The 22,828-nt window shown below is 39.8% G+C and carries 23 protein-coding genes; 15 read left to right on the top strand and 8 right to left on the bottom strand.

All coding sequences use genetic code 11. The features are described 5' to 3' along the window. Nucleotides 1-167: 167 nt before the first annotated feature. From AAEY55_RS16700 to rnm, 3 genes are all read right to left on the bottom strand, one after another. Nucleotides 168-920, bottom strand: a complete 753-nt coding sequence (locus AAEY55_RS16700) for a ScpA family protein (RefSeq protein ID WP_089368950.1) — start codon at nt 918-920, stop codon at nt 168-170. 96 nt (nt 921-1,016) lie between these two features. Further along, on the bottom strand, nt 1,017-1,637 hold the full coding sequence (locus tag AAEY55_RS16695; protein WP_011327977.1) for an L-threonylcarbamoyladenylate synthase: 621 nt from the start codon (nt 1,635-1,637) through the stop codon (nt 1,017-1,019). Then, a complete protein-coding gene (gene rnm / locus AAEY55_RS16690; protein WP_350552331.1) occupies nt 1,634-2,488 on the bottom strand; it encodes an RNase RNM in 855 nt (284 codons plus the stop codon). The genes AAEY55_RS16695 and rnm overlap by 4 nt, the downstream gene beginning before the upstream one ends. A 488-nt stretch (nt 2,489-2,976) precedes the next feature. On the opposite strand from rnm, the gene AAEY55_RS16685 reads away from it, so the two are divergent. Genes AAEY55_RS16685 through trpA form a run of 6 tightly spaced genes read left to right on the top strand, consistent with a single transcriptional unit; the run spans nt 2,977 to nt 9,595 of the window. Further along, nucleotides 2,977-4,545, top strand: coding sequence for an anthranilate synthase component 1 (locus AAEY55_RS16685; protein ID WP_350552328.1), 1,569 nt, complete (start codon nt 2,977-2,979; stop codon nt 4,543-4,545). 1 nt (nt 4,546) lies between these two features. Then, nucleotides 4,547-5,149: an aminodeoxychorismate/anthranilate synthase component II gene (locus AAEY55_RS16680; protein WP_041454404.1), complete on the top strand. Its 603-nt coding sequence runs from the start codon at nt 4,547-4,549 to the stop codon at nt 5,147-5,149. 11 nt (nt 5,150-5,160) lie between these two features. Beyond that, nucleotides 5,161-6,228, top strand: coding sequence for an anthranilate phosphoribosyltransferase (trpD, locus tag AAEY55_RS16675; RefSeq protein WP_089368172.1), 1,068 nt, complete (start codon nt 5,161-5,163; stop codon nt 6,226-6,228). Then, nucleotides 6,221-7,585, top strand: coding sequence for a bifunctional indole-3-glycerol-phosphate synthase TrpC/phosphoribosylanthranilate isomerase TrpF (trpCF, locus tag AAEY55_RS16670; protein ID WP_011327972.1), 1,365 nt, complete (start codon nt 6,221-6,223; stop codon nt 7,583-7,585). The genes trpD and trpCF overlap by 8 nt, the downstream gene beginning before the upstream one ends. Before the next feature lie 7 nt (nt 7,586-7,592). Beyond that, the gene (gene trpB, locus AAEY55_RS16665) at nt 7,593-8,777 is read left to right on the top strand and encodes a tryptophan synthase subunit beta (protein WP_011327971.1); all 1,185 of its coding nucleotides are present in this window, start codon (nt 7,593-7,595) and stop codon (nt 8,775-8,777) included. Beyond that, nucleotides 8,774-9,595: a tryptophan synthase subunit alpha gene (trpA, locus tag AAEY55_RS16660; protein WP_350552325.1), complete on the top strand. Its 822-nt coding sequence runs from the start codon at nt 8,774-8,776 to the stop codon at nt 9,593-9,595. Before trpB ends, trpA begins: the two co-directional genes overlap by 4 nt. A gap of 84 nt (nt 9,596-9,679) precedes the next feature. On the opposite strand, the gene AAEY55_RS16655 is transcribed toward trpA, so the two are convergent. Beyond that, on the bottom strand, nt 9,680-9,949 hold the full coding sequence (locus tag AAEY55_RS16655; RefSeq protein ID WP_089368169.1) for an HU family DNA-binding protein: 270 nt from the start codon (nt 9,947-9,949) through the stop codon (nt 9,680-9,682). 197 nt (nt 9,950-10,146) lie between these two features. Beyond that, complete coding sequence (locus AAEY55_RS16650; RefSeq protein WP_011327968.1) at nt 10,147-11,571, bottom strand: sodium-dependent transporter; 1,425 nt, start codon at nt 11,569-11,571, stop codon at nt 10,147-10,149. 188 nt (nt 11,572-11,759) lie between these two features. Between AAEY55_RS16650 and AAEY55_RS16645 the strand changes: the two genes are divergently transcribed. From AAEY55_RS16645 to AAEY55_RS16620, 6 genes are all read left to right on the top strand, one after another. After that, the gene (locus AAEY55_RS16645) at nt 11,760-12,062 is read left to right on the top strand and encodes a YciI family protein (RefSeq protein WP_058373227.1); all 303 of its coding nucleotides are present in this window, start codon (nt 11,760-11,762) and stop codon (nt 12,060-12,062) included. Between the two features lie 159 nt (nt 12,063-12,221). After that, a complete protein-coding gene (locus AAEY55_RS16640) occupies nt 12,222-12,479 on the top strand; it encodes a PepSY domain-containing protein (RefSeq protein WP_011327966.1) in 258 nt (85 codons plus the stop codon). Nucleotides 12,480-12,482: 3 nt separating this feature from the next. After that, nucleotides 12,483-13,157 carry a response regulator transcription factor gene (locus tag AAEY55_RS16635; RefSeq protein WP_002959806.1) on the top strand — a complete coding sequence of 225 codons (675 nt, stop codon included), beginning with the start codon at nt 12,483-12,485 and terminating at the stop codon, nt 13,155-13,157. After that, the gene (locus tag AAEY55_RS16630; protein WP_011327965.1) at nt 13,151-14,488 is read left to right on the top strand and encodes an ATP-binding protein; all 1,338 of its coding nucleotides are present in this window, start codon (nt 13,151-13,153) and stop codon (nt 14,486-14,488) included. Before AAEY55_RS16635 ends, AAEY55_RS16630 begins: the two co-directional genes overlap by 7 nt. Then, on the top strand, nt 14,475-14,885 hold the full coding sequence (locus AAEY55_RS16625; RefSeq protein ID WP_350552321.1) for a hypothetical protein: 411 nt from the start codon (nt 14,475-14,477) through the stop codon (nt 14,883-14,885). Before AAEY55_RS16630 ends, AAEY55_RS16625 begins: the two co-directional genes overlap by 14 nt. A 102-nt stretch (nt 14,886-14,987) precedes the next feature. After that, nucleotides 14,988-16,082 (top strand): FAD-dependent oxidoreductase, encoded by a 1,095-nt coding sequence (locus tag AAEY55_RS16620; RefSeq protein WP_350552318.1) that lies wholly within the window; start codon nt 14,988-14,990, stop codon nt 16,080-16,082. Between the two features lie 50 nt (nt 16,083-16,132). On the opposite strand, the gene AAEY55_RS16615 is transcribed toward AAEY55_RS16620, so the two are convergent. Beyond that, nucleotides 16,133-17,167, bottom strand: coding sequence for an AI-2E family transporter (locus tag AAEY55_RS16615; RefSeq protein WP_041454403.1), 1,035 nt, complete (start codon nt 17,165-17,167; stop codon nt 16,133-16,135). 172 nt (nt 17,168-17,339) lie between these two features. Here AAEY55_RS16615 and AAEY55_RS16610 point away from each other — a divergent pair, with 172 nt between their 5' ends. After that, nucleotides 17,340-18,230 (top strand): TIGR01777 family oxidoreductase, encoded by an 891-nt coding sequence (locus AAEY55_RS16610; protein WP_350552315.1) that lies wholly within the window; start codon nt 17,340-17,342, stop codon nt 18,228-18,230. A gap of 140 nt (nt 18,231-18,370) precedes the next feature. After that, on the top strand, nt 18,371-19,549 hold the full coding sequence (locus AAEY55_RS16605; protein WP_086994232.1) for a GGDEF domain-containing protein: 1,179 nt from the start codon (nt 18,371-18,373) through the stop codon (nt 19,547-19,549). Nucleotides 19,550-19,787: 238 nt separating this feature from the next. On the opposite strand, the gene AAEY55_RS16600 is transcribed toward AAEY55_RS16605, so the two are convergent. Further along, on the bottom strand, nt 19,788-20,456 hold the full coding sequence (locus AAEY55_RS16600) for a DUF2987 domain-containing protein (RefSeq protein WP_041454402.1): 669 nt from the start codon (nt 20,454-20,456) through the stop codon (nt 19,788-19,790). Then, nucleotides 20,449-21,258, bottom strand: a complete 810-nt coding sequence (locus tag AAEY55_RS16595; RefSeq protein WP_089368164.1) for a glucosaminidase domain-containing protein — start codon at nt 21,256-21,258, stop codon at nt 20,449-20,451. The genes AAEY55_RS16600 and AAEY55_RS16595 overlap by 8 nt, the downstream gene beginning before the upstream one ends. A gap of 186 nt (nt 21,259-21,444) precedes the next feature. Here AAEY55_RS16595 and AAEY55_RS16590 point away from each other — a divergent pair, with 186 nt between their 5' ends. Continuing rightward, nucleotides 21,445-22,737 (top strand): anti-phage deoxyguanosine triphosphatase, encoded by a 1,293-nt coding sequence (locus AAEY55_RS16590; RefSeq protein WP_011327957.1) that lies wholly within the window; start codon nt 21,445-21,447, stop codon nt 22,735-22,737. Nucleotides 22,738-22,828: the final 91 nt, after the last annotated feature.

Raw genomic sequence — 22,828 nt, 5'->3', positions numbered from 1 at the left:
ACCTCAGGTTAATATGCTGAGTAAATTATGCATAGGTGCCATTAACATTGGTATGTGGGGCTAATTACGCGCTTACGAATTATAAGACTTGCATGCGGAGCTTTTTAATAACTATTGTTAATTGTAATCGTTATTAAAAGAGGTTGTTTTTGAGTGCTTATTAATAACTATTGAGTCGATTTTTTACTGAGGCTCACATAAATAAGGCTATCTGATGTGACTTGCAGGCAGGTAATTAACCCTTCTTTTACCAGCTCAAGTATAGCGATAAAGCTAACCACTGCACCGCTTCGCCCTTCATTAACAGTAAAAAGTGCACTAAATGGTAAAGCCGATTGAGTATGTGATAACTGCTGCAATATTTGGCTCATGCGTTCACGGGTAGAAAGTACTTCGGCGCTAATTAAGTGATGTTCTAGTGTTTTAGCGCGCGCCATTATATCGCTCAGGGCAAAAAGTAAATCTTTAAGTTGCACTTCAGGAAGCTGCTCAGTGATATTTTCAGCCACCGGCATAGCAGCATGGGCTACAAAAATATCACGACCCACCCGCGGAATTTCGTCTAAGTTTTCGGCGGCTTTTTTAAATTGCTCGTATTCTTGCAAACGTTTAATAAGCTCTGCACGAGGATCTTCCTCTTCTTCTAGCTCTTTGTGTACGGGCAACAGTAAACGAGATTTTATTTGCGCCAATAAGGCTGCCATCACTAAATACTCGCCCGCAAGTTCGAGTTGAAACTCAGTCATCATTTCAACATAACTCATGTATTGCTCTGTAATACTAAAAATAGACAATTCGAGAACATCAAGCTTGTGTTTTTTTATTAAATACAGCAATAAATCGAGCGGGCCTTCAAACGTTTCTAAAATAATTTCCAGCGCATCTGGCGGAATATATAAATCAGACGGTTTATCGACCATGGCTTTACCATGTAAAAAAGCCAGTGGCAGCTTTTGCTGCACTGGCTTTTCAATGGGGGTGCTTATTGGTTTGGTGTTTTCTTCGTTCACTATTTTTTACTCAAACGGACTAGTATCACCACAGCCAACACGCAAAATTTGCACTTCATCTTCAGATAAATCAACCACTGTGGTTGCTTGCTCTGCTAAATAACCACCATGGATAATTAAATCTACGTGTTTATCTAATCGCTCAATAATTTCATCTGGATCTGACTCAGTGTATTCTTCACCTGGTAAAATAAGTGAACACGACATGAGTGGCTCGCCAAGTTCCTCTAGCAATGCACACGCAATAGGATGCGCTATAACGCGTATACCTATGGTTTTTTTCTTGTCGTTTAATAAACGTTTTGGTACTTCTTTAGTGCCTTTAAAAATAAAAGTATAAGGCCCGGGAGTATTGTTTTTTATTAATCTAAAGGTTTGATTATCTACGCGTGCATACGTAGAAAGCTCAGATAAATCGCGGCACACTAAGGTAAAGTTATGGTGTTTTTCTATGCCACGAATACGCTCAATACGCTCTTTTGCTTGTTTATTACCAATATTACACCCTATGGCGTACCCCGAATCTGTAGGGTAAACAACAACGCCGCCTTGCTTAATTATATCGGCAGCTTGTTGAATTAACCTTGATTGTGGATTCTCTGGATGAATATGAAATAGTTGACTCATGTTGCTGCTCCTTCTTGCTTTTCCCAAGCTTGCCAAACGCCGCGGCAATCCTTAGGTAAGTATAGATTTTTACCAAGCTCTAAGTAGCTTGTCGGAAAATGAAAATCAGACCCTTGTGAACACAACAAATCATACTCACGGCTCAACTCGCCTAAAAATTGACGATCACTTGGTGCTTGCTGAGGCTGAGCAACTTCCATTGCGTCTCCGCCAACAGATTTAAACTCAACCAATAATTTGCGTAGCCATTTATTAGACATTTGATAACTGCTAGGGTGAGCTAAAACCGCCACTCCACCAGCGGCATGAATCGCCTTAATAGCCGTTTTCATATCGCACCAACTACTTGGTACATAACCGGTTTTTCCGCGCCCTAAGTATTTTTTAAATACCCCGGGAAAGTTTTTTGCAACACCGCGTGCTATTAAAGCGCGAGCAAAATGCGCGCGAGTAATTTGCGCATCTTTTGCAAGCTCTTTTGCTTGCTCGTAAATATCATCAAAGCCATTTTTAGCTAGGCGTGTACCTATTTCTAACGCGCGAGTTTCGCGTTTTTGCTGTTGCTCTAGCAATAAAGCCGTTAGGTCTGAATTTTCAGTATCAATATTTAACCCCACAATATGAATTTCAAAGCTTTCCCAGCGGGTTGATATTTCAACTCCAGTGATCAGCAATAATGGTAGGTTTTTGGTATCAATAATATGCTGAGCAGGCTTTATGGCCGCCACAGTATCGTGATCTGTAATAGCAAACACATCTATATTTTTATCAACAGCACGATGCAATAGCTCTGCAACGCTTAGCTGCCCATCGGAATGTGTTGTATGGCTATGTAAATCATATTTTATCAAAAGAAAACTACTTAAAATTAAGTGTGGAAAGTATCGGTAATTAGTATAACAAGTTTTTTAACTAAATTGTTTTTAAATAAACACTTGACATCAAAGCATATGATACGTTTTACTGTAGCCACTTAAAGACACTATAAGCATTAACAATAATGAACAATTCTACTTTAAACACTATTTGGTGGTGGCACTCGTAATTTCCGGGTGATGAATTGTCGTGTCTAACAAATATTCAAAACCCGCAACTGTGCGGGTTTTTTTATCACTAAATTTTATAATTATTATTTAAACGTATCTTTTTAACCAGTAACGACTGGAAAAAATAAAAAGCATTAGAGGCTAAAAAACATGAATAACAATCTTACTCTTACACATCGTTGGTGGCGCTTAATTTAGCGGGACGGTAATGATCTGTTTGTAATTTAGATATCGTTATTTAAACCCCGCATTGCACAGCATTGCGGGGTTTTATTTTTTTGAGGGAATGAGGTTTGATTTTTAGTCACATAACCACCACACCAGGTGAAGTAACCAGCATTACGCAAGTACGCAACTATATTAGTAGCCCGCTTGCACTATATAGCGCACTTGATAAGCCAAATTCGCTACTGCTTGAGTCGGCTGAAATTGAGTCTAAAGACAGTGTTAAAAGTTTAATTGTAGTTGATTGCGCACTGCGTATTGTATGCCAGGGTAAAACCGTAACGATTACAGCGCAATCAAATAATGGACAACAGCTACTAAGCTATTTACAAGCCAATGTAAAAAGCTGCGAAGCCACTCTAAACGAGACAACATTAACGCTTGCGTACTTAAGCTCAAACAATGATATTGACGAAGCGAGTAAGTTGGTTGCCGATAATGCATTCAGTGCACTGCGCACCTGTATTAACAGTATTAAAAGCACCACCAACAATCCTTTTTCGGTTTTTTTAGGCGGTGTATTTGCCTACGATATGGTAGCCAATTTTGAACAGTTAAGTGATGTGCCAGACGGCGAAAACACCTGCCCCGATTACGTATTTTATTTAGCCGAAACACTAGTGGTAATTGATCATCAAAAACAAACCACAGAACTTATTGGTAATGTATTTAATGGCCCCGACGTACATGCAAACTGCTTTGAAGTAGGTAAAGAGTTAGAGCGCTTAAATACCTTATGCGATAACGCTGCACAATTTAGCGCCAAGATACAAAGCGGCGAATGCGATGTTGCTATTGATATAAGCGACGAAACTTACCGCGAACAAGTAATTAAGCTTAAAAAGAATATTGTAGATGGCGATATATTTCAGGTTGTGCCTTCGCGTACTTTCTCGCTGCCTTGCCCCGACCCACTTCATGCTTACAGCAAACTTAAACAGCAAAATCCCAGCCCGTATATGTTTTATATGCGCGACGAAGACTTTGCTTTATTTGGTGCATCACCCGAGTCAGCACTTAAATACACTGTGGCATCAAAACAGGTCGAAGTGTATCCAATTGCAGGTACTCGAGCGCGTGGCAAATTTGCGAATGGTCAAATAAATCTAGACTTAGATAGCCGCATCGAGCTTGAGCTGAGAAACGATCAAAAAGAGCGCGCTGAGCATTTAATGCTAGTTGATTTAGCCCGTAACGATGTTGCCCGTATTAGCGTAGCCGGTACGCGCTTTGCAAAAGAGCTATTAAAAGTAGACCGCTACTCTCAAGTAATGCATTTAGTGTCGCGCGTTGTCGGCACGCTAAAGCCAGAGCTTGATGCACTACACGCATACCAAGCATGTATGAACATGGGAACCTTAGTTGGTGCACCAAAAGTACGCGCTGCAGAACTTGTGCGCCAAACCGAAGGTAAACGCCGTGGTAGCTACGGTGGCGCTGTAGGTTATTTAACCGGTGATGGCGCTATGGATACCTGCATTGTTATTCGCTCAGCTTTTGTAAAAAATAATATTGCTTACGTGCAAGCCGGAGCCGGAGTGGTATTTGATTCAGATCCGCAGTCAGAAGCAAACGAAACCCGTGCTAAAGCACAAGCGGTTATTACCGCTATTAAATCTACTTTCGAGGCGGGTTAACATGAGCCAGCAACACCCAATTAAAATTTACTTTTTAGATAACTTTGACTCGTTTACCTATAACTTAGTTGACGAGCTAACTATGCTTGGCTGTGAACTGGTTGTTTACAGAAACAATATTAGCGCTGAGGTTATTTTTAATAAAATGCGCCAAGAACAAGGCCAAGTGCTATTAGTACTTTCCCCAGGCCCTGGCACACCAAGTAATGCAGGCTGCTTAATGGATTTAATAGCGCTTACCAAAGGTCACTTCCCTATGCTGGGTATTTGTTTAGGCCAGCAAGCTTTAACCCAAAGTTATGGCGGCGTAATTGGCCATGCTGGGGAAACCGTACACGGCAAATCGTCAATAATTGATTTAGGTGAACACCCAGTATTTAACGGTATGGGCAGCACTATGCCCGTAGCGCGTTATCACTCTTTAATGGCCACTAAAGTGCCTGATAATATTGCAGTAATTGCCCAATACCAAGATATTCCTATGGCTATTTATCATCATGATGACAATGTTTTAGGGTATCAGTTTCATCCTGAGTCTATTTTAACCCCAAACGGCGCGCAGCTATTACAGCAAAGCATTGCCTACTTAACCGCTAGCCAATAAAGGAGAACATAATGAGTATACAAACCAAGCAAAACATTAATGTTCTCAGTGCTAATATGCACAATGCGAGCATTCAAACTGCAATTGAGCAACTGATAAGCAACCAATCATTAAGCTACACGCAATCTAAAGCGCTGTTTGATGAAATAATGCAAGGTAACATGAGTGATATTGAGCTTAGCGCACTGCTTATAGCGTTAAAATCAAAAGGCGAAATCAGCGATGAAATAGCTGGCGCTGCGGCGTCTATGCGAGAAAATGCGCTTGCCTTTAATACTACCCGTAACCAACTTGCTGATTGCTGCGGCACCGGTGGCGATGGCTCTAATACAATTAATATTAGCACTACCGCTGCTATTGTTGCAGCCGCGGCAGGTATTAATATGGTAAAACACGGTAATCGCAGTGTCTCGAGTAACTCAGGCTCTGCCGATTTACTCAAAGCATTGGGCATCAATATTGAAATGACGCCAGCACAAGCGGCAAATTGCTTAGAACAAACAGGCTTTACTTTTTTGTTTGCACCTCAGTACCACCCAGGCGTACGCCACGCAATGGGAGTACGTACTGCCCTTAAAACACGCACTATTTTTAATATTTTAGGGCCTTTGGTAAATCCAGCGGCGCCTGAAGTACAGTTACTCGGGGTATACAACCCCAATTTATGCCTACCTATGGCACAAACATTAAGAACCCTAGGCACCAAGCGCGCAATGATAGTACATGGCTCTGGCACCGACGAAATTGCTCTGCACGGCCCAACTACTGTGGTTGAGTTAAATAATGGCAACATTAGCGAGTATACGCTTAACCCAAGTGACTTTGACCTTGCAAACTATTCACTTGAACAACTAACCGGTGAAGGCCCACAATACAACGCTAATGTCTCTCTTGCTATTTTGCAAGGTAAGGGTGATGAAGCGCATAATGCCGCTATTATTGTTAATGTGGCCGCACTGTTATACCTAAGTGGTAAAGCGCAATCGCTAAAAGACGGCGCACAACAAGTACACACGTTATTAAGTTCAGGGCAAGCCATGAACACACTAAATGCAATTATTGAGGTAAGTAATGGCTAATGTATTAGACAAAATTGTTGCTGATAAAAAATTAGAACTAATTGAGCGCAAAGCCGCTCGCCCACTAGATAGCTTTAAGCACCTTGCGGTGCCAACAACTCGCAGCTTTTATAAAGCACTTGCAGCCCCTGGCATTCAGTTTATTTTAGAATGTAAAAAAGCATCGCCGTCTAAAGGGCTTATTAGAGAACCTTTTAATTTAACAGAAATAACCTCGGTTTATAAAAAGTATGCCAGCTGTATGAGCGTGCTAACCGACACCAAGTATTTTCAAGGCAGCTTTGATTACTTAGAGTTTGTACGTAGCCAAGTAGAGCAACCTCTTATTTGCAAAGATTTTTTTATAGACGAGTATCAAGTATATATGGCGCGTATTTATGGCGGCGACGCTATATTATTAATGCTCTCAGTACTTGACGATGAAAGCTATAAAGCATTGCATAGCGTTGCTGACTCGTTAAATATGTCGGTGCTAACTGAGGTAAGCAACGAAGCAGAAGTACACCGTGCGCTTGCCCTTGATGCTAAAATAATTGGCATTAACAACAGAGACTTACGCGATTTAAGTACAGATTTAGCCACCACCGAAAAGCTACGTAAACTTATTCCGGCTAATAAAGTCGTTATTTCGGAGTCGGGTATTTACACCCACCAAGACGTAAAACGATTAGCGCCACTTTGCGATGGCTTTTTAATTGGCAGCTCACTTATGAGCGAACGCGATTTAGAACAAGCCTGCAAAAGAGTTATATTAGGCGATAACAAAGTATGTGGCTTAACGCGCAGCCAAGATGCGCTTGCAGCGTATGAAAGTGGCGCCGTATATGGCGGGTTAATTTTTCACCCCAAGTCGCCTCGTTATGTCGACTTAGACTGCGCCATAGAGCTTAGCCAAAGTGCACCGCTTAACTTTGTTGGGGTATTTGTAGATGCGCCTATAGAGCAAGTAGCCCAGTACGCAAGTGTGTTAAAATTGGCGGCTGTGCAATTACACGGTCAAGAAAGTGACGATTACATTACCACCTTGCGTACACAACTACCTAGCGACTGCGAAATTTGGAAAGCACAGGCAATAAAAGATGCATTGCCGACTCCAGTACATGGTGTTGATCGCATTTTGTACGACACCCACAGCAACACCCAAGCTGGCGGTACAGGTAAAACATTTGATTGGTCGGTGCTACGTGATGCCACCACCCCCTTTATGCTTGCTGGAGGCTTAAATCCTGAGAACATTAAAGAGGCACTTTTTCAAGGCGCCTTAGGGCTAGACCTTAATTCTGGAGTGGAACAGTCTCCGGGTAAAAAGTGCCCTAACAAATTACAAAACGCATTTACAAGTATTAGAAATTATTGAGGTTAAAATGAAAAATCCAGCTTATTTTGGCGAGTTTGGCGGTATGTTTGTACCCGAGCTACTTGTCCCTGCGCTTAAGCAGTTAGAAAACGAATTTAACAAAGCACAAAAAGATCCACAGTTTCAGGCTGAGCTTTCAAAATTACTTAACGAGTATGCGGGTCGCCCTACGCCACTTACTTTAACGCGTAATTTAATTAAAAACCCAAAGGTTAAACTGTATTTAAAGCGTGAAGATTTACTGCACGGTGGCGCGCACAAAACTAACCAAGTACTTGGCCAAGCGTTATTAACTAAACGTATGGGTAAAACAGAGGTTATTGCCGAAACAGGTGCAGGCCAACATGGTGTTGCTACAGCACTTGCTTGTGCTCTGCTGGGTTTAAAATGCCGTATTTACATGGGTGCAAAAGACGTTGAACGCCAGCAACCAAACGTATTTAGAATGGAGCTAATGGGCGCGACTGTGATTCCGGTAACAGCGGGTTCAGGCACATTAAAAGATGCTGTAAACGAAGCACTACGTGACTGGTCAGCAAATTATCAAGATGCGCACTACCTACTTGGTACTGCAGCGGGCCCACACCCATTCCCAACTATTGTGCGTGAATACCAAAAAATTATTGGTGAAGAAGCAAAACAACAAGTGCTAAAAGCTGAAGGTCGCCTACCTGATGCCGTTATTGCCTGTGTTGGCGGCGGTTCTAATGCCATTGGTATGTTTAGTGATTTTATTAACGAGCCAAGTGTAAAGCTCATTGGTGTTGAGCCTGCTGGTAAAGGTTTAGATACACACGAGCACGGTGCTACTATTTGTAAAGGTACTAAAGGCATATTACACGGTACTTACACCTATATTATGCAAAATGACGACGGCCAAATAGAAGAGTCGTATTCTGTATCTGCCGGCCTTGATTACCCAGCTGTTGGGCCGCAACATGCATTTTTACACGAAACAGGTCGTGCACAATATGTAGCCATTACCGACACCGAAGCACTAGACGCTTTTCAGTCGCTTGCCAAAAATGAAGGTATTATTCCGGCGCTCGAATCTAGCCACGCCCTCGCTTATGCACTTAAATATGCAGAAGCGCTAACTGATGAAAGCATTATAGTGGTTAATTTAAGTGGCCGAGGCGATAAAGACTTAGCCCACGTTCACAATGTATTGTCGCAAGGAGGTCAAATATGAGCCAAGTAAAAAAAGATCGCTACGGTAAAATGTTTGCAGCCCTAAATGAGCAAAAACACGGGGCATTTGTACCCTTTGTAACTATTGGCGACCCCGGTAAAGAGCAAAGTATTGCTATTATTAAAAGTTTAATTGATGGCGGCGCTGATGCCCTAGAGTTAGGTATTCCGTTTTCAGATCCAATTGCTGATGGACCAGTCATTCAAAAAGCAAATATTCGCGCCCTTAATGTACACATTAACACCCAAGACTGCTTTGATATTATTAAACAAATACGCCAGTACAATGCAGATATTCCAATTGGTTTATTACTGTATTCAAACTTAGTTTTTAAGCGCGGTATAGACACCTTTTATAAAGATGCTAAAGCCGCCGGCGTAGACTCTATTTTAGTGGCCGATGTGCCACTGCATGAGTCAAAAACATTTAGAAAGGCAGCCATGGCAAACGGTGTAGACCCTATCTTTATTGCCACCCCTAATGCTGATGACGACACGCTTCGTGCATGCGCATCGTATGGCAGAGGTTACACTTATTTACTGTCGCGTGCGGGAGTTACCGGCACTGACGAAAAAGCGCAAATGCCAGCGGGCAACATTGTAACTAAATTAAAAGAATACCATAGCGCACCAGCACTATTAGGTTTTGGTATTTCAACGCCTGATGATGTAAAAGTCGCATTAAATGCCGGTGCTGCGGGGGCTATTTCGGGCTCGGCAGTGGTTAAAATTATCGAAGCAAACCTTGATGATTTACCCACCATGACCACACAATTAAAAGCCTTTGTAACTAAAATGAAAGCTGCTACAGCGCTTTAATAAACTACAACGGAAATTAAAAAAGGGCATTTTTAAAATGCCCTTTTTTGTTTTTATAAATAAAGTGTTTAATGGAGAATAAAATTAAAGAACATCTTTTAACGTTTTAGAAGCCTTAAACACCGCTTTATTAGCCCCTTCAATTTCAATACTAGCACCGGTTTGTGGATTACGCCCAGTGCGTGCTGGGTAATAGCTTAATGCAAAAGTACCAAAACCGTTTATTTGAACTTGATCCCCTTCTGCTAGCGACTTAGTAATTACTTTTTGTAAACTGGTAAGTGCTGCTTGTGCGTCTTTTTTAGTTAACTCACTTTTTTGAGCCATAGCGGTAACTAGTTGTGCTTTATTCATTGAATGCTCCTAAATACACGCATAATGAAATTAATTAAGCGTGGGAATTTAACCATAATATAAAATAAAGTCAGGGAGGCTAAGGCTTACAAGGACGCAAGTCAACCCTGCAGCGTTAATACAATTAATATTATGTACATTTATTTCAGACATAAAAAAGCCGCGAAATACGCGGCTTAATTAATATTAATCAGTTTTTAAAAACCAAATAATTTCAATCCAAAAAACTTAGTTGCAACTGTGTTTATAAATATAGTCGCTAAAATAATTGGAATAAACGTTGAAAGCGAAAAGTTAACATATTTTTCCATAAAGCTGCCTGCATAATTAGGCGAGCCTATGCTCAACTCTTTACTTAAATTTGCTTTTTTCCAGCGGTACATTACAAATAAACACACCATTAAACCGTTAAGCGGTAAAATGGTGTCGTAAAATACATCGTAAACTACATCAAAAAAGCTTTTACTTTCACCGCCGTAACCAGTAAACGACGTTAAGCTATCTACCATACCAAACGACATAGTACATAAGATTGTAAGTACGCCTGTGGCTAAGGTTAAAATACCCAATGCTTTTTTACGGCTTATGCCTTTGCGATCGCTTAATGTTGCTGTAGGTACTTCTACAATAGAAACGAGTGATGTAATTGCAGCAAAAAATACTAATAAAAAGAATAAGAATGCCACTGCCGATGCACCAAAGTAACCAATATCATGTTGCAGTGCTAACAATATTTTAGGAAGGTATACAAATATCATCGATACTGATGAATCAGAAAGCGTTGCTGGGTCTGTATTTGGATCAAAGCTAAAAATAGCCGGTAACACCATTAAACCTGCAACAAACGCAACTAATGAGTCGGTAATCGCAACCATTTTTGCACTGCCTACAATGTCGTCCTTTTTAGATATATAAGACGCATACGTCATTAAAATACCCATACCAAGCGATAATGAGAAAAATGCTTGCGCTAACGCACCATTTAACACACTGGCATTCATTTTAGAAAAATCTGGAATAATATAATACTTAACACCTGCCATCGCGTTATCTAGCGTTAATACATAACCCACTAACACAATTAACATGACGAATAATGCCGGCATTAAAAATTTAGCCGCTTTTTCTATTCCTTGCTTTACGCCACCTAACAAAATTAAGTTAACAACAAGTACCACAGCTGCCATATAAGCAAATACTGTGTAGCTATTAATAAACAACCCAAAGTGTCCAGGGTTTGCCAACGAATCTAAATTACCAAGTGCGGTTTGCGTTAAATAGCCAAAAATCCATACGGTAATAACCATATAAAAAACCGCTATCATAAAAGGAGTAAATACAGCTAAAAAGCCAGCCAACTTCCATTTTGTGTCATTGTTACCCAATATTTTGTATGAACCTAGGGGATCTTTTTGCGCTTTACGGCCCATGGCCATTTCAGCCATCATTACGGGTAAACAAATAAATGCGACAAACAAGGCATAGACGAGCAAAAATGCGCCACCACCGTTTTTTGTTGCAGAAACAGGAAAGCCCACTAAATTACCAATGCCCACAGCAGAGCCCGCCGCTGCTAATATAAACCCTAGGCGGGAGCTAAAATGCTCTCTATTTTCACTCATGTATAAACCTTGTTATTATTTATCTTATCCATGGGACTCTAACAGTGTTACACAGCGCTTTTCAAGCAATTACACAGTAAAAAAATATTCTCACTGTAAACAAAGCTGTAAACACTTTTAATTCACCATTTTTCAACGCTATGCTAGTATACACTTAACTAAATTTAACAAATTTTATGAGATTCTTTATGTTGTACATGATTTATTCAATCGATGTTGAAAACAGCTTAGCACTGCGTAAAGAGGCCCGACCAGCGCACCTTGCACGCTTAAGTGAACTTGATTCGCAAAACCGTTTACTGACTGCAGGCCCGCTTCCGGCTATCGATAATGAAGACCCAAGTGATGCAGGTTTTACCGGTTCACTAGTAATTGCTCAGTTTGACTCTTTAGAGGCCGCCCGAGAATGGGCAGCAGCCGACCCTTATGTTGCGGCTGGCGTATATGAAAACTCAATTGTTAAACCATATAAAAAAGTATTCCCTGCTTAATAACGCATGTACTTAACCTTGAATGATCTCACTATAAAATTCAGGGTTTGTTCACTCGTTAATTATTAAACTGTTGCCGTAAAATTCTTATTAAGTATTTAATTGAATTTTGGTAACTCAGTTTATTAAACTGAGTAGGTCTGATCTAGGAGTCCCGTCATGCGCGTATTATTAATCCTCAACTTTTTCGCTTGTATTTGTTTTGCTAATACGCTGCAAGCTAATACAATAACCAAGGTTAATAGCGTTGAGATAAGCAAAAAGAAAGCGGTAGTACTTGCAAAAGAAACCACTGACGGTACGACATTAAAAATTACCGAAAAAATAAATTTTTATACTGTACGAATTTTAAAATCTGACGGCCACGTCGTAGATTTAAAAATAAATAAAAAAACTGGCGAAGTGAAAAAGGATTGATTGATGCGAATTTTAGTTATAGAAGATGATTTACACTTAGCAGATAACCTGCGTAATGCTCTAGAAAAAGAACGTTACAGCGTAGATTTATGCCACGATGGTGAAGCGGGTCTTTTTCATATCACTGAGTACCCTTTAGACATGGCTGTGGTTGACTTAGGTTTACCTAAAATAGACGGGATTGAGCTTATTAATAAAGCCCGTGCCCAAGGCATTACCATTCCTATTTTAATACTAACAGCGCGCGATCGTTGGCAAGACAAAGTAGAAGGCTTAGATGCCGGTGCAGATGACTACCTAACAAAACCATTTCATGTTGAGGAGCTAATTGCCCGTTGTAATGCACTAATTCGCCGCAGCGCAGGTAAAGCAAACCCAGAAATGACAGCAGGACCAATTAAAATTCATACTCGCTCGCAGCAAGTGTGGGTTGACGATAAAGAGTTAAGCTTAACTGCATACGAATACAAAGTACTAGAATACCTCATGGTTAATCCGCAAAAGGTAATTTCTAAATCAGAGCTTACTGAGCATATTTACGACCAAGACTTTGACCTTGATTCGAACGTAATTGAAGTATTTGTACTGCGTTTACGTAAAAAATTAGATCCTGATGGCGTACTAAATCCTGTAGAAACACTACGAGGACGCGGCTACAGGCTTAAAAGCCAGTGGTAGCACCGCAAATATCGTTAAAAATAAGGCAAGGATTTATCCTTGTCTTTGTTTTGTTAGTCGCCCTGCCTATTTTGTTTTACTCTATAGGCACCGCTTATTATGCCTCTTTGGTTGATGCAACAGAAAAAAACCTCGAAGCCCATCTGTACTCCCTAATTTCTGAAGTCGACTTTACAGAGCGCGGCATTATTATGCCCAGCACTATTTTAACCCCCGAGCTTAATAATTTAAATTCAGACACCTACGCAATGATATACCGCGATGATGTACCTATTTGGTATTCTGAGTCGGCGGTGAATGTTAATTTTACGCCAGAATATATTGAGCCCAAAGCCGGCGCCGCTGACTTTAGGCGTGTGGAGTATAATAACACCAGCTATTGGCAATTAAGCTTAACCGTTATTCTCAATAATATTGATCAGTCTGAGCAAGCACGCTTTATTTTACTCAAACGTAACGACGCGTTAGTAAAGCTTATGGATGGCTTTAAACAAACGCTGGTTGACTGGATGTTTATAATGGGAATAGCAATTGCTGGGTTAATGGCAATTGGTTTTATTTGGAGTGCCCGCCCACTACAGCGCCTAGATAAAGAAATTAAAGCGATAGAGTCTGGCGATATACAAGAAATAAAAGGCTTGTACCCAGTAGAGTTACAAACAATAAAAGCTGATTTAAACTTATTACTTGAGTCGCAACAACGCCAAAAAGAGCGCTACAGAGCGTCATTAAGCGACTTAGCCCACGCACTTAAAACACCATTGGCAGTACTAAAGTCGAGTCCATTGGCAAATGATGCCGATGCACAAGAACAACTAGATCGCATCAATGTGATGATCGAGCATCAATTAAAGCGTGCTGCTACAGGTGCTTCCGACACTTGGAAAAAACAAACCGTTATTAAACCTGTTTTAGACTCTATTTTAAGTGCTATGGGTAAAGTATACCGCGATAAAGATATTATTTTTGACTGTAAAGTAGGTAAAAAAGATTACTTTTTAGGTGATAAAACCGACCTAATGGAATTACTTGGTAATTTAATTGATAACGCCTGTAAAGCATGTCGCTCGCAAGTAACCATTAAAGTAGCGCAAGGTAAAACCCTGTGTATTAGTATTAGCGACGACGGCCCAGGTGTACCACAAGACAAACGCGAATCTCTGCTTACCAGAGGCACACGCTTAGATACCTACGAAAGTGGCCATGGTGTGGGTATGGCAATCGTATCTGACTTAGTTAAGTCGTATCGTGGCTTACTCACCATTTCTAAGTCTGAGCAATTAGGCGGGGCCAAGTTTATGCTAGAGTTTAATTACCATGAAAAAAAGTAACTCTATAATTTATTTATTAAGCTTAACTTTATTATTTTTTAGCTCGGTAAGCTTTGCCCAGCAAACATGCAAATTACCTGCTCAAGCAACACCAGAGGTTACTAAGCGTTACATTCAGTGCCTTGATGATCAATTAAATACAGCTAAACAACTGCAAAACACTTGGATCCAAAAGCGCAAATTTGAGTTAAACAAATTAGAATTTGAAACTGGCAATACGCAAATTTTACAGCTGTTTATAAAAAGCATTGCCAGTAACGAAAATTATATTAAGCATAGTTGCCAGTGGCGCTACTCATTAAAGTTACCTAACGCTTTGAGCGCCGCAATAACCTATAAAACCTGCGAGCTATCACTAGTAGAGCAATTTACTTTAGACTTAAAGCGGCCTCTTTAATATTCAAAATAAGTGCTGCGCTATTGATATCGACATAAGTAGCGATACTAATAAATAGTCCAGCGCCTTACAATGCAAACCACAAAGGTATAAAAGCTTACTATGAGCAAATCCACTACAAATGAACCCGTTATTATTATTGGCGGCGGCTTAGCTGGGTTATATAGTGCATACCTGCTACAGCAACGCAATATTCCCTACCTATTATTAGAAGCAAAACCACAGTTAGGCGGGCGAATTGAAGCAGCACATGACACTCACAATAGTGCTATTAGCTTTGATTTAGGCCCTACTTGGATTTTTGATCATCAACCTAAAATTCAACAACTTATCTCGTTATTATGCTTACCTGTATTTGCACAATATACACAAGGCGATGTGTTATATCAGGCAGCGCAAACGCTAAAGCCACAACAAATAGCAGGTGCAGGCGAAATGCACCTCCTAAGATTAACAGGCGGCATGTACAGCTTAATTAAAGCCTTGTATGAGCAGCTTAATCCGGCTTCAATCCTAACAGAGCATCACGTCGTTAAATTACATAAACAACAAAATACCTGGCATATAACCGCTAACCACAATGGCAAAATTAAGCAATTTAGCGCAAAGCAACTAATTGCAGCTCTCCCCCCACGTATGATAACCCAACACTTAACTCCTGATCTTTGGGCTGACCAAACACTTATAAATCGCTTAACTGCAGTGCCTACATGGATGGCAGGCCAAGCTAAATTTATAGCAACTTTTGAACATGCTTTTTGGCGTGATAAAAACTTATCTGGGCAATGCTTTAGCCGTGTTGGGCCATTAGTAGAAGTTCACGATGCAAGCGCCAGTCATAATGGCCACCCCGCCCTATTTGGCTTTATTGGTGTACCTTATTCAACGCGCAGTACAGTAAGCACTGAGCAATTAAAACAAGCGTGTATAAAGCAACTTGCTTATTTTTATGGCGATGAAGTATACGCGGCAACGGGGTATTTTATTAAAGACTGGGCAGCTGACCCCTATGTAGCAAATGAAAATGATAAAACAGGGCCTTCACAACACCCAGAGTTTAACTACTCGGGGCTAAGCTCACAGTTAGCTAACTTAAATATTCATTTTGTTGGCAGTGAATTTGCGCAGCAAGAGGCAGGATATTTAGAAGGTGCAATAAACGCAGCAAATACGGCTATTAATGCTTTAAAAGTTTAATAGCCGTAAAGTTATGCTTATAGCAAAGTAGTATACTACTTTGCTATAAATTAGTTTTCAGTAAGCTCTTCGCCTGTACCTAGTAATGTTGCCACCCAGCGGCCTTCGTCACTTGCCTCAAGCCCTATTTTAACTATCATAGTTAAAGGTACCGACAGCAACATACCTACAGAGCCTAATAACCAGCCCCAAAATATCAAAGACAAAAACACCACTAAGGTAGAAAGCCCCAGCCCTTTACCTAAAAATTTAGGCTCTACTATATTACCCATCACAGTATTAATAACTAAATATCCGGCTCCCACTAAACCAGCAACTAAAGGGCCTTGCGTTATAAGTGCCAATAATACCGCAGGTACAGCAGCAATAATTGAACCGATATTTGGAATGTAATTAAACATAAAGGCTAATACACCCCACAATACAAAATAATCGACATCTAAAAACCACAGTAAAGAAGCAGCTAATATACCCGTTCCTAAGCTTACTAAGGTTTTAATGGCTAAATAAGAGTTAATTGAGTCTAAAAAGCGATTAATTTGTTTCATTTTTTTATCAGGATCGTTAAGCGCCGAATGTATTTTATGATTAAGTGACGGCCCTTCAAATAGCATAAAAACCACGGTTAAAATAATTAAAAACATATTCGCCATTACTCCACCTAAGCCGGTGAGCATATTGGTGGCGACATCAACCATTTTACCAGGATCAAACATAGATAATATTTGGTCTTTATTAATTAAAATATTGTACTGCGACGCTATATCAACCAGCCAAACAAACTCTTCTTTTAATTTAACTTTAAACTGCGGAAGTTGCTGCGAAAAATCGTTAACTGACTGCCCTACCAAGCCGCCAAGGCTGACTCCTAGCCCTACAATAATAAGCACCACAAAAATAACAGCAATGCCTTTAGGAATACGATAGCGAGCAAAAAATTTAATTAGCGGGCTGCAAATAATTGCAATAAATGCCGCTAGAATAAAGGGAATAATAATAGCGCTGGCCGACTTGATCCCTGCGAGCACAATAACTAGTGCAGCAAAAATAATTAAGCTTTTATTTACCCCTGTTAAACTTGCCAATATTATGATCCTTATTATTTTTTATTAGGCTTTAGTGTAAGGCAAAAGCTAATAAAATGAAATATTTACTAAGTGATCATAAAACTGCATTACACGTATAAATTTGCAAAACCAAGCACTAGCGAGTATAAATTTTAAACACTTGCTAGCAATTAAAAAATAAGGCTGTGTTATGCATATTTTTATTACTGGAGCTACTGGCTTAATTGGCCAACACCTTTGTCCTTTTTTAACCCATCATCATAGTGTTACTGTGCTAAGCCGTAACCCCACAAAAGCAAACGTACTTTTAGGGCATAAAATAAATGCAGTTACCAACATAGAAGCGGTTGATTTTAATAATGTTGATGTAGTAATTAATCTCGCAGGTGAGCCCATTGTAAATAAACGCTGGAGTGATAAGCAAAAATCGATTATTCGCGATAGCCGCATTGAGCTAACAAAACAAATATCTGCAGCAATCGCTGCATCCAATACCCCACCGCATACGTTTATATCAGGCAGCGCTGTTGGTTTTTATGGTCGCCAAGGCATTACCCCAATTGATGACGAAAATAATAAACCCCACGATGAGTTTAGCCACCAGCTTTGTAAAGACTGGGAAAACGCAGCATTAGCAGCTCAATCAACTAGTACCCGCGTGTGTTTACTGCGCACAGGTATAGTATTAGCAAAAAAAGGCGGTGCTTTGAGCAAAATGCTACCGGCGTTTAAGCTCTGTTTAGGCGGCCCTATTGCCAATGGCGAGCAAGGTATGTCGTGGATCCATATTGACGATATGACGCAGTTAATATTATTTATTATAAAACATAAAAATATGACTGGGCCTATTAATGCAACGGCACCAAACCCTGTAAGTAGTAAAGTATTTAGCAAAAGTTTAGGTAAGGCGTTATCTCGTCCTGCTCTAATTCCTATGCCAGCGCTTGTGTTAAAGCTGTTAATGGGCGAAATGGCTGATCTGCTCATTACCGGACAATATGTTTTACCCCAAAAAGCATTAGAGCATAACTACCGATTTCATTTTTCTGATATTGATTCGGCATTAGAGAGTTTAGTATAAGCACAGTCATTCAGCATTTATAAATACTTATTTAGTTATAAATACAATGCTTTACAACGATTTTTAAAATTTTATAACAGTATATAATACACGGACGCAGCGAATTGCTCTGCCATTTTATATTTAAGAGTACTTACAACATGCTGCACTTACCAACTATAACTAGCCTATCTTTTATTTTCAACTTACTGATAGGTATACTGTTTATTTCTTTTTACCTGCACAAAAAAACAACTAGCTTTTTGTTATTTGGTGGTGCTTGTATCTCGTTTGCCACTGCTATTTTACTTGTGAGCTTTAAAGAAGAGCTAAACCTCCCATGGCTAACTCACTACCTTGCAAACCTATTTATTATACTGAGCCCACTATTACTTGTAATCGGCTTAAATAAGTTTAACAACAAAGCTGTAATAAACTTAACGCCTTTGGCTTACCTTTATGGCTTGTGCGCTTTATTACTCGTGTTTGTATACAATCATGTTTTAAGCCAAATATTAACAAGCTTTATTGTTGCCATTTTATTTTTATACGGCGCTTTTATTTTATTAAAAACACACTGCGTTGCTAAATTACAGCAACGATTACTTATAATAGGCTTAGTAACACATAGCTTAGTGATGTTAGGACAAGTTATTTTATTGTTGCTCCCCTTTATAACCTCAAATAATGATGACTTTAAGCCCCAGTTACACATACTATTAATAGCGCACCTTTTTATTACCACACTCTGTGCTTTAATTTTGCCTTTTATTATTTTTGCAAATTCAGAATCTAAGCTGATTAACTTGGCAAACAATGATTCGTTAACGCAATTATTAAATCGCCGCGGATTTTTCTCTACCTGTAAAAACATTAAAGCCAATACAGCCGATAAAAATCATACCCTTGCTTTAATTATGTTAGATATAGATTTTTTTAAGCGTGTAAACGATAAATATGGCCATGATGTAGGCGACCAAGCATTAAAATGGATAGCGCAACATATCAGCCAATTATTTATGAATATTGGCATAACAGCGCGAATTGGGGGAGAAGAGTTTGCAGTATTGCTTAATGGTTATACGCTTGAGCAAGCAAATACCTTGGCAGAGCAATTAAGCTTTAATATTCGTCAGCAACCATTTTATTGTAATGATCAATCCATTCCTCTGTCTGTTAGTGCCGGTGTTAGTAGTACCACTATTAACCAGCTAAATTTAAAAGAGCTATTATTACACGCCGACAAACACCTATACCTTGCAAAAGAAACAGGCCGCGACAAAGTAGTTAGCCAATACGATCACACCCTCTTCTCGCAAGCCAACACGTCCGCAATATAATACTTAACCAGAGTTAAGGTTACTAAATAACCTCAACTGCGGATAATAAACCTATCTCAAGCAGCTATTTTCAGCGCTAACTGCGTTGAATTCACTGAAAATCTCTGGCTAGAGAAAAGAAAGCTAAAGCTAAATATAACTATGATTCAATACGTTAGTAAATCTCTTAACCAGAGTTAAGGTTACTAAATAAAAAAGCGGCAAAAGCCGCTTTAAATAATTTTTTATAAAATTATATTTATTTAGTTATCCAAGGTGTTACTTTTATAACATCTGCTATATCAGCTAATTCTTTGGTATCGTCTTGCCAATTGTCTGCAACAGCGAAATAGCACACTGATTTTTTACACTCAATGCTTTCATCATCAAAATGCATTGGCTTTTTAAAGGTAACAACTACGCCTTTTTGTTCTGGTAATAAAAACCACATTAATTTGCTAACAAAAAATCCCGATAAATCAGCCAACAGTTCGTCAAGTTCAGTGTGTATAGTAAATAACGACTGTTTAGTAAAGCTTAAACCTTCAAGTTCATTCGCTTCTATTTGTAATTTTAACTGACAGTCATGTACCGGATTTTGCGGTTGCACCACAATAACCGCTTTATCTGTATCAAGTTGCTTATCAAAAGGCAGTAATAATTGCGCTTGTTCGGTGTAATTGAGCGGGTATTCGTTATTTTCGGTTAAAATTGTGCCACTTTTAATTGCACAGGCTTCGTTAGTGCCAATATCGCTAATATAAAAATTAACTCGCGCATATTGAAAATCACCTTTATTAACCACTTTTAAGCGATCGTAAAAGCCATCGTACGACATTACAAACTCTCTAGCAGAGGCATTTAATGCGGTAACACTCAGTAGTGTTAACGACAGTGCTGTCATTATATTTAATACACTTTTATTCATCAAAGTAGGCTCTATTTTGGTTAATCATAGTGTTTAGCTCTTCTATATACGCTTCACCACGCTCTGAATACGACATTAAACCCTGAGTTAATAATGTTGCTGCTATGGGTTGTTGTTCTAAGCGTAGGTTTTCGCGAATAGATCGCAGCTCTTTATAAGCATTATGGGTGTTTATATTTTTAAAGTAAGAACTAACCGCAGCACGCACCGACTTAAACGCAGCCACTTCATGTGCAGCACCGGTATCGCGTCTACCAGGGACCATACCGCAGCCTTTTGAATAACACCACTGGCCAAAAAAGTTCAGGCCAATACGTGCAAATCGCGATGTTCCCCACGCAGACTCATTAGCAGCTTGCATTAGGGCTAGTTCTTTAGGGATCACGTCTACACGGCGAAGTGCTTGTTTAAGCGTAAAGCTATCTATTGTTGTGGGTAGGTCGTACGACTTTAATATTTTAACAATATCATTGCTTTGTTTTTCATCTAACGGTAAGTCGTTTTCAAGCATCATTCGAGCAATTTCTAAATTAGCGCGTTGTTGTAAAATCTTTTTATTTTCGGCTTCTACATGCGGTTTAATAAAGTTAAAAAATGCCCGCTTTTTATCTTTTACATCCGCAAACTCAGAAAACTTTGGTAGCGTTACACTGTGCAGCGGTTTTTCTTTTTTCTTTTGCTTTTTAGATTGCTCTGAACTTGTTTGTTCATCTGAACCACTCTCGTCACTTTGTAAAAAAGGAAACGCCAGTGCCCAAATAAAAAGTGCGGCTAATATAAACTTTATAATGTTTTTTAACATGTACTCTCTCAATAAAACTTTAAATTATGTATGGGTAATGCACATACATACGAAGCGTTATTATACCTAAGCCACTTTATAAAGGCGAACTTTCACTAACTGCGCAAATACCGTACAACGTGTGCACTCGCAATTTATAGTTCATGGGTATATTCTAACGTTATTAACTAATTACGAGTCAGTAGTATGGACAAACAGTGGCAAAGCCGAATTATAGAACAATATAAACACCGCCCTAATGATAATCGCTCACCGTGGCAGGTTGATCGCTCACGTATTATTCATGCTGCTGCGTTTAGGCGTCTGCAAGCTAAAACCCAAATTATGGGTATTGGCTTAAACGACTTTTACCGTACTCGCCTTACTCACTCATTAGAAGTGTCGCAAATTGGCACCGGCATACTGCGCCATTTAAAAGTACAACACAGCGACTTTAGCCATTTTCCGTCAACCGGATTACTAGAAACCCTATGCTTAGCCCACGACATTGGCCACCCGCCGTTTGGTCATGGCGGCGAAATTGCACTTAATTATATGATGCGCGATCACGGTGGTTTTGAAGGCAACGCGCAAACGCTGCGTATTGTTGCCAAGCTTGAACCATACAGCGACGGCCATGGTATGAACCTTACCCGCCGCACCTTATTGGGCTTTATAAAATACCCTGCATTTATAAATAAGCTTTGGCACACTATCCCTAAAGCAAACCCTGAGCGTGCATTTATTAAAGCAGACGATTGGCGACCAGCTAAAGGCTTATATAACGACGATGCGGCTATATTCAATTGGATAGTAGAGCCCTTGAGTCAAAACGATAAAAGCTTGTTAAGTAACCACACGGCAATAGATAAGTACCGCGCTAAAACCAGCTATAAGTCGCTCGATAGCGCCATAATGGAGCACGCCGACGATATAGCCTATGCGGTACACGACCTAGAAGATGCCATAGCCACCAAAGTACTTACTCTTGATGATTGGCAAACCCATGCTTTACCACAACTGCAGGCGCTTAACTTTAGCTGGTTAAACGATATGCTTGAATCACTCACTTTACGACTGTTTTCAAAGCATGATTTTGAGCGCAAAGATGCCATAGGCGAACTGGTTAATACCTTTATCATTCATATTCATTTAGATGTGCAAAACGAAGCGTTCGAATGCCCTATTTTAAAATACACAGCCAAGCTAGAAACTCAGTACGAGAGTGTACTGCAAATACTTAAACACTTTGTGTTTCAGCGCTTAATTCGCAACCCTAAAATGCAACAAATTGAGTTTAAAGGGCAAAACCTACTGATTGAATTATTTACCGCTTTTGCCAGCGATCCGCTGCGGTTATTGCCCGAAACCACGCAAGCCCAGTACATAGAGGCGCAAAAACAAAACCAAGGTATGCGTATTATTTGCGATTACCTCAGTGGTATGAGTGATGAATACGCCTATAAAACCTATCAACGGCTGTTTTCACCTGTTCAATAATGAGTGGCTTTTAAACGTAAGCGCGTAATTAGCCCCACATACCAATGTTAATGGCACCTATGCATAATTTACTCAGCATATTAACCTGAGG

It is taken from the genome of Pseudoalteromonas sp. 120-MNA-CIBAN-0494, assembly GCF_040308885.1.
Classification (GTDB): Bacteria; Pseudomonadota; Gammaproteobacteria; order Enterobacterales; family Alteromonadaceae; genus Pseudoalteromonas; species Pseudoalteromonas nigrifaciens.
The sequence above is the reverse complement of the archived record's forward strand: the minus strand, read 5'-3'. Positions and strand labels throughout refer to the sequence as shown.

What these genes read in the sequence shown, in the direction of transcription:
- AAEY55_RS16700 (WP_089368950.1), bottom strand. Translation starts at nt 920, where the DNA reads ATGGTCGATAAACCGTCTGATTTATATATTCCGCCAGATGCGCTGGAA.
- AAEY55_RS16695 (WP_011327977.1), bottom strand. Translation starts at nt 1,637, where the DNA reads ATGAGTCAACTATTTCATATTCATCCAGAGAATCCACAATCAAGGTTA.
- AAEY55_RS16680 (WP_041454404.1), top strand. Translation starts at nt 4,547, where the DNA reads ATGAGCCAGCAACACCCAATTAAAATTTACTTTTTAGATAACTTTGAC.
- trpD (WP_089368172.1), top strand. Translation starts at nt 5,161, where the DNA reads ATGAGTATACAAACCAAGCAAAACATTAATGTTCTCAGTGCTAATATG.
- trpCF (WP_011327972.1), top strand. Translation starts at nt 6,221, where the DNA reads ATGGCTAATGTATTAGACAAAATTGTTGCTGATAAAAAATTAGAACTA.
- trpB (WP_011327971.1), top strand. Translation starts at nt 7,593, where the DNA reads ATGAAAAATCCAGCTTATTTTGGCGAGTTTGGCGGTATGTTTGTACCC.
- trpA (WP_350552325.1), top strand. Translation starts at nt 8,774, where the DNA reads ATGAGCCAAGTAAAAAAAGATCGCTACGGTAAAATGTTTGCAGCCCTA.
- AAEY55_RS16655 (WP_089368169.1), bottom strand. Translation starts at nt 9,949, where the DNA reads ATGAATAAAGCACAACTAGTTACCGCTATGGCTCAAAAAAGTGAGTTA.
- AAEY55_RS16650 (WP_011327968.1), bottom strand. Translation starts at nt 11,571, where the DNA reads ATGAGTGAAAATAGAGAGCATTTTAGCTCCCGCCTAGGGTTTATATTA.
- AAEY55_RS16645 (WP_058373227.1), top strand. Translation starts at nt 11,760, where the DNA reads ATGTTGTACATGATTTATTCAATCGATGTTGAAAACAGCTTAGCACTG.
- AAEY55_RS16640 (WP_011327966.1), top strand. Translation starts at nt 12,222, where the DNA reads ATGCGCGTATTATTAATCCTCAACTTTTTCGCTTGTATTTGTTTTGCT.
- AAEY55_RS16635 (WP_002959806.1), top strand. Translation starts at nt 12,483, where the DNA reads ATGCGAATTTTAGTTATAGAAGATGATTTACACTTAGCAGATAACCTG.
- AAEY55_RS16625 (WP_350552321.1), top strand. Translation starts at nt 14,475, where the DNA reads ATGAAAAAAAGTAACTCTATAATTTATTTATTAAGCTTAACTTTATTA.
- AAEY55_RS16620 (WP_350552318.1), top strand. Translation starts at nt 14,988, where the DNA reads ATGAGCAAATCCACTACAAATGAACCCGTTATTATTATTGGCGGCGGC.
- AAEY55_RS16610 (WP_350552315.1), top strand. Translation starts at nt 17,340, where the DNA reads ATGCATATTTTTATTACTGGAGCTACTGGCTTAATTGGCCAACACCTT.
- AAEY55_RS16605 (WP_086994232.1), top strand. Translation starts at nt 18,371, where the DNA reads ATGCTGCACTTACCAACTATAACTAGCCTATCTTTTATTTTCAACTTA.
- AAEY55_RS16600 (WP_041454402.1), bottom strand. Translation starts at nt 20,456, where the DNA reads ATGAATAAAAGTGTATTAAATATAATGACAGCACTGTCGTTAACACTA.
- AAEY55_RS16595 (WP_089368164.1), bottom strand. Translation starts at nt 21,258, where the DNA reads ATGTTAAAAAACATTATAAAGTTTATATTAGCCGCACTTTTTATTTGG.
- AAEY55_RS16590 (WP_011327957.1), top strand. Translation starts at nt 21,445, where the DNA reads ATGGACAAACAGTGGCAAAGCCGAATTATAGAACAATATAAACACCGC.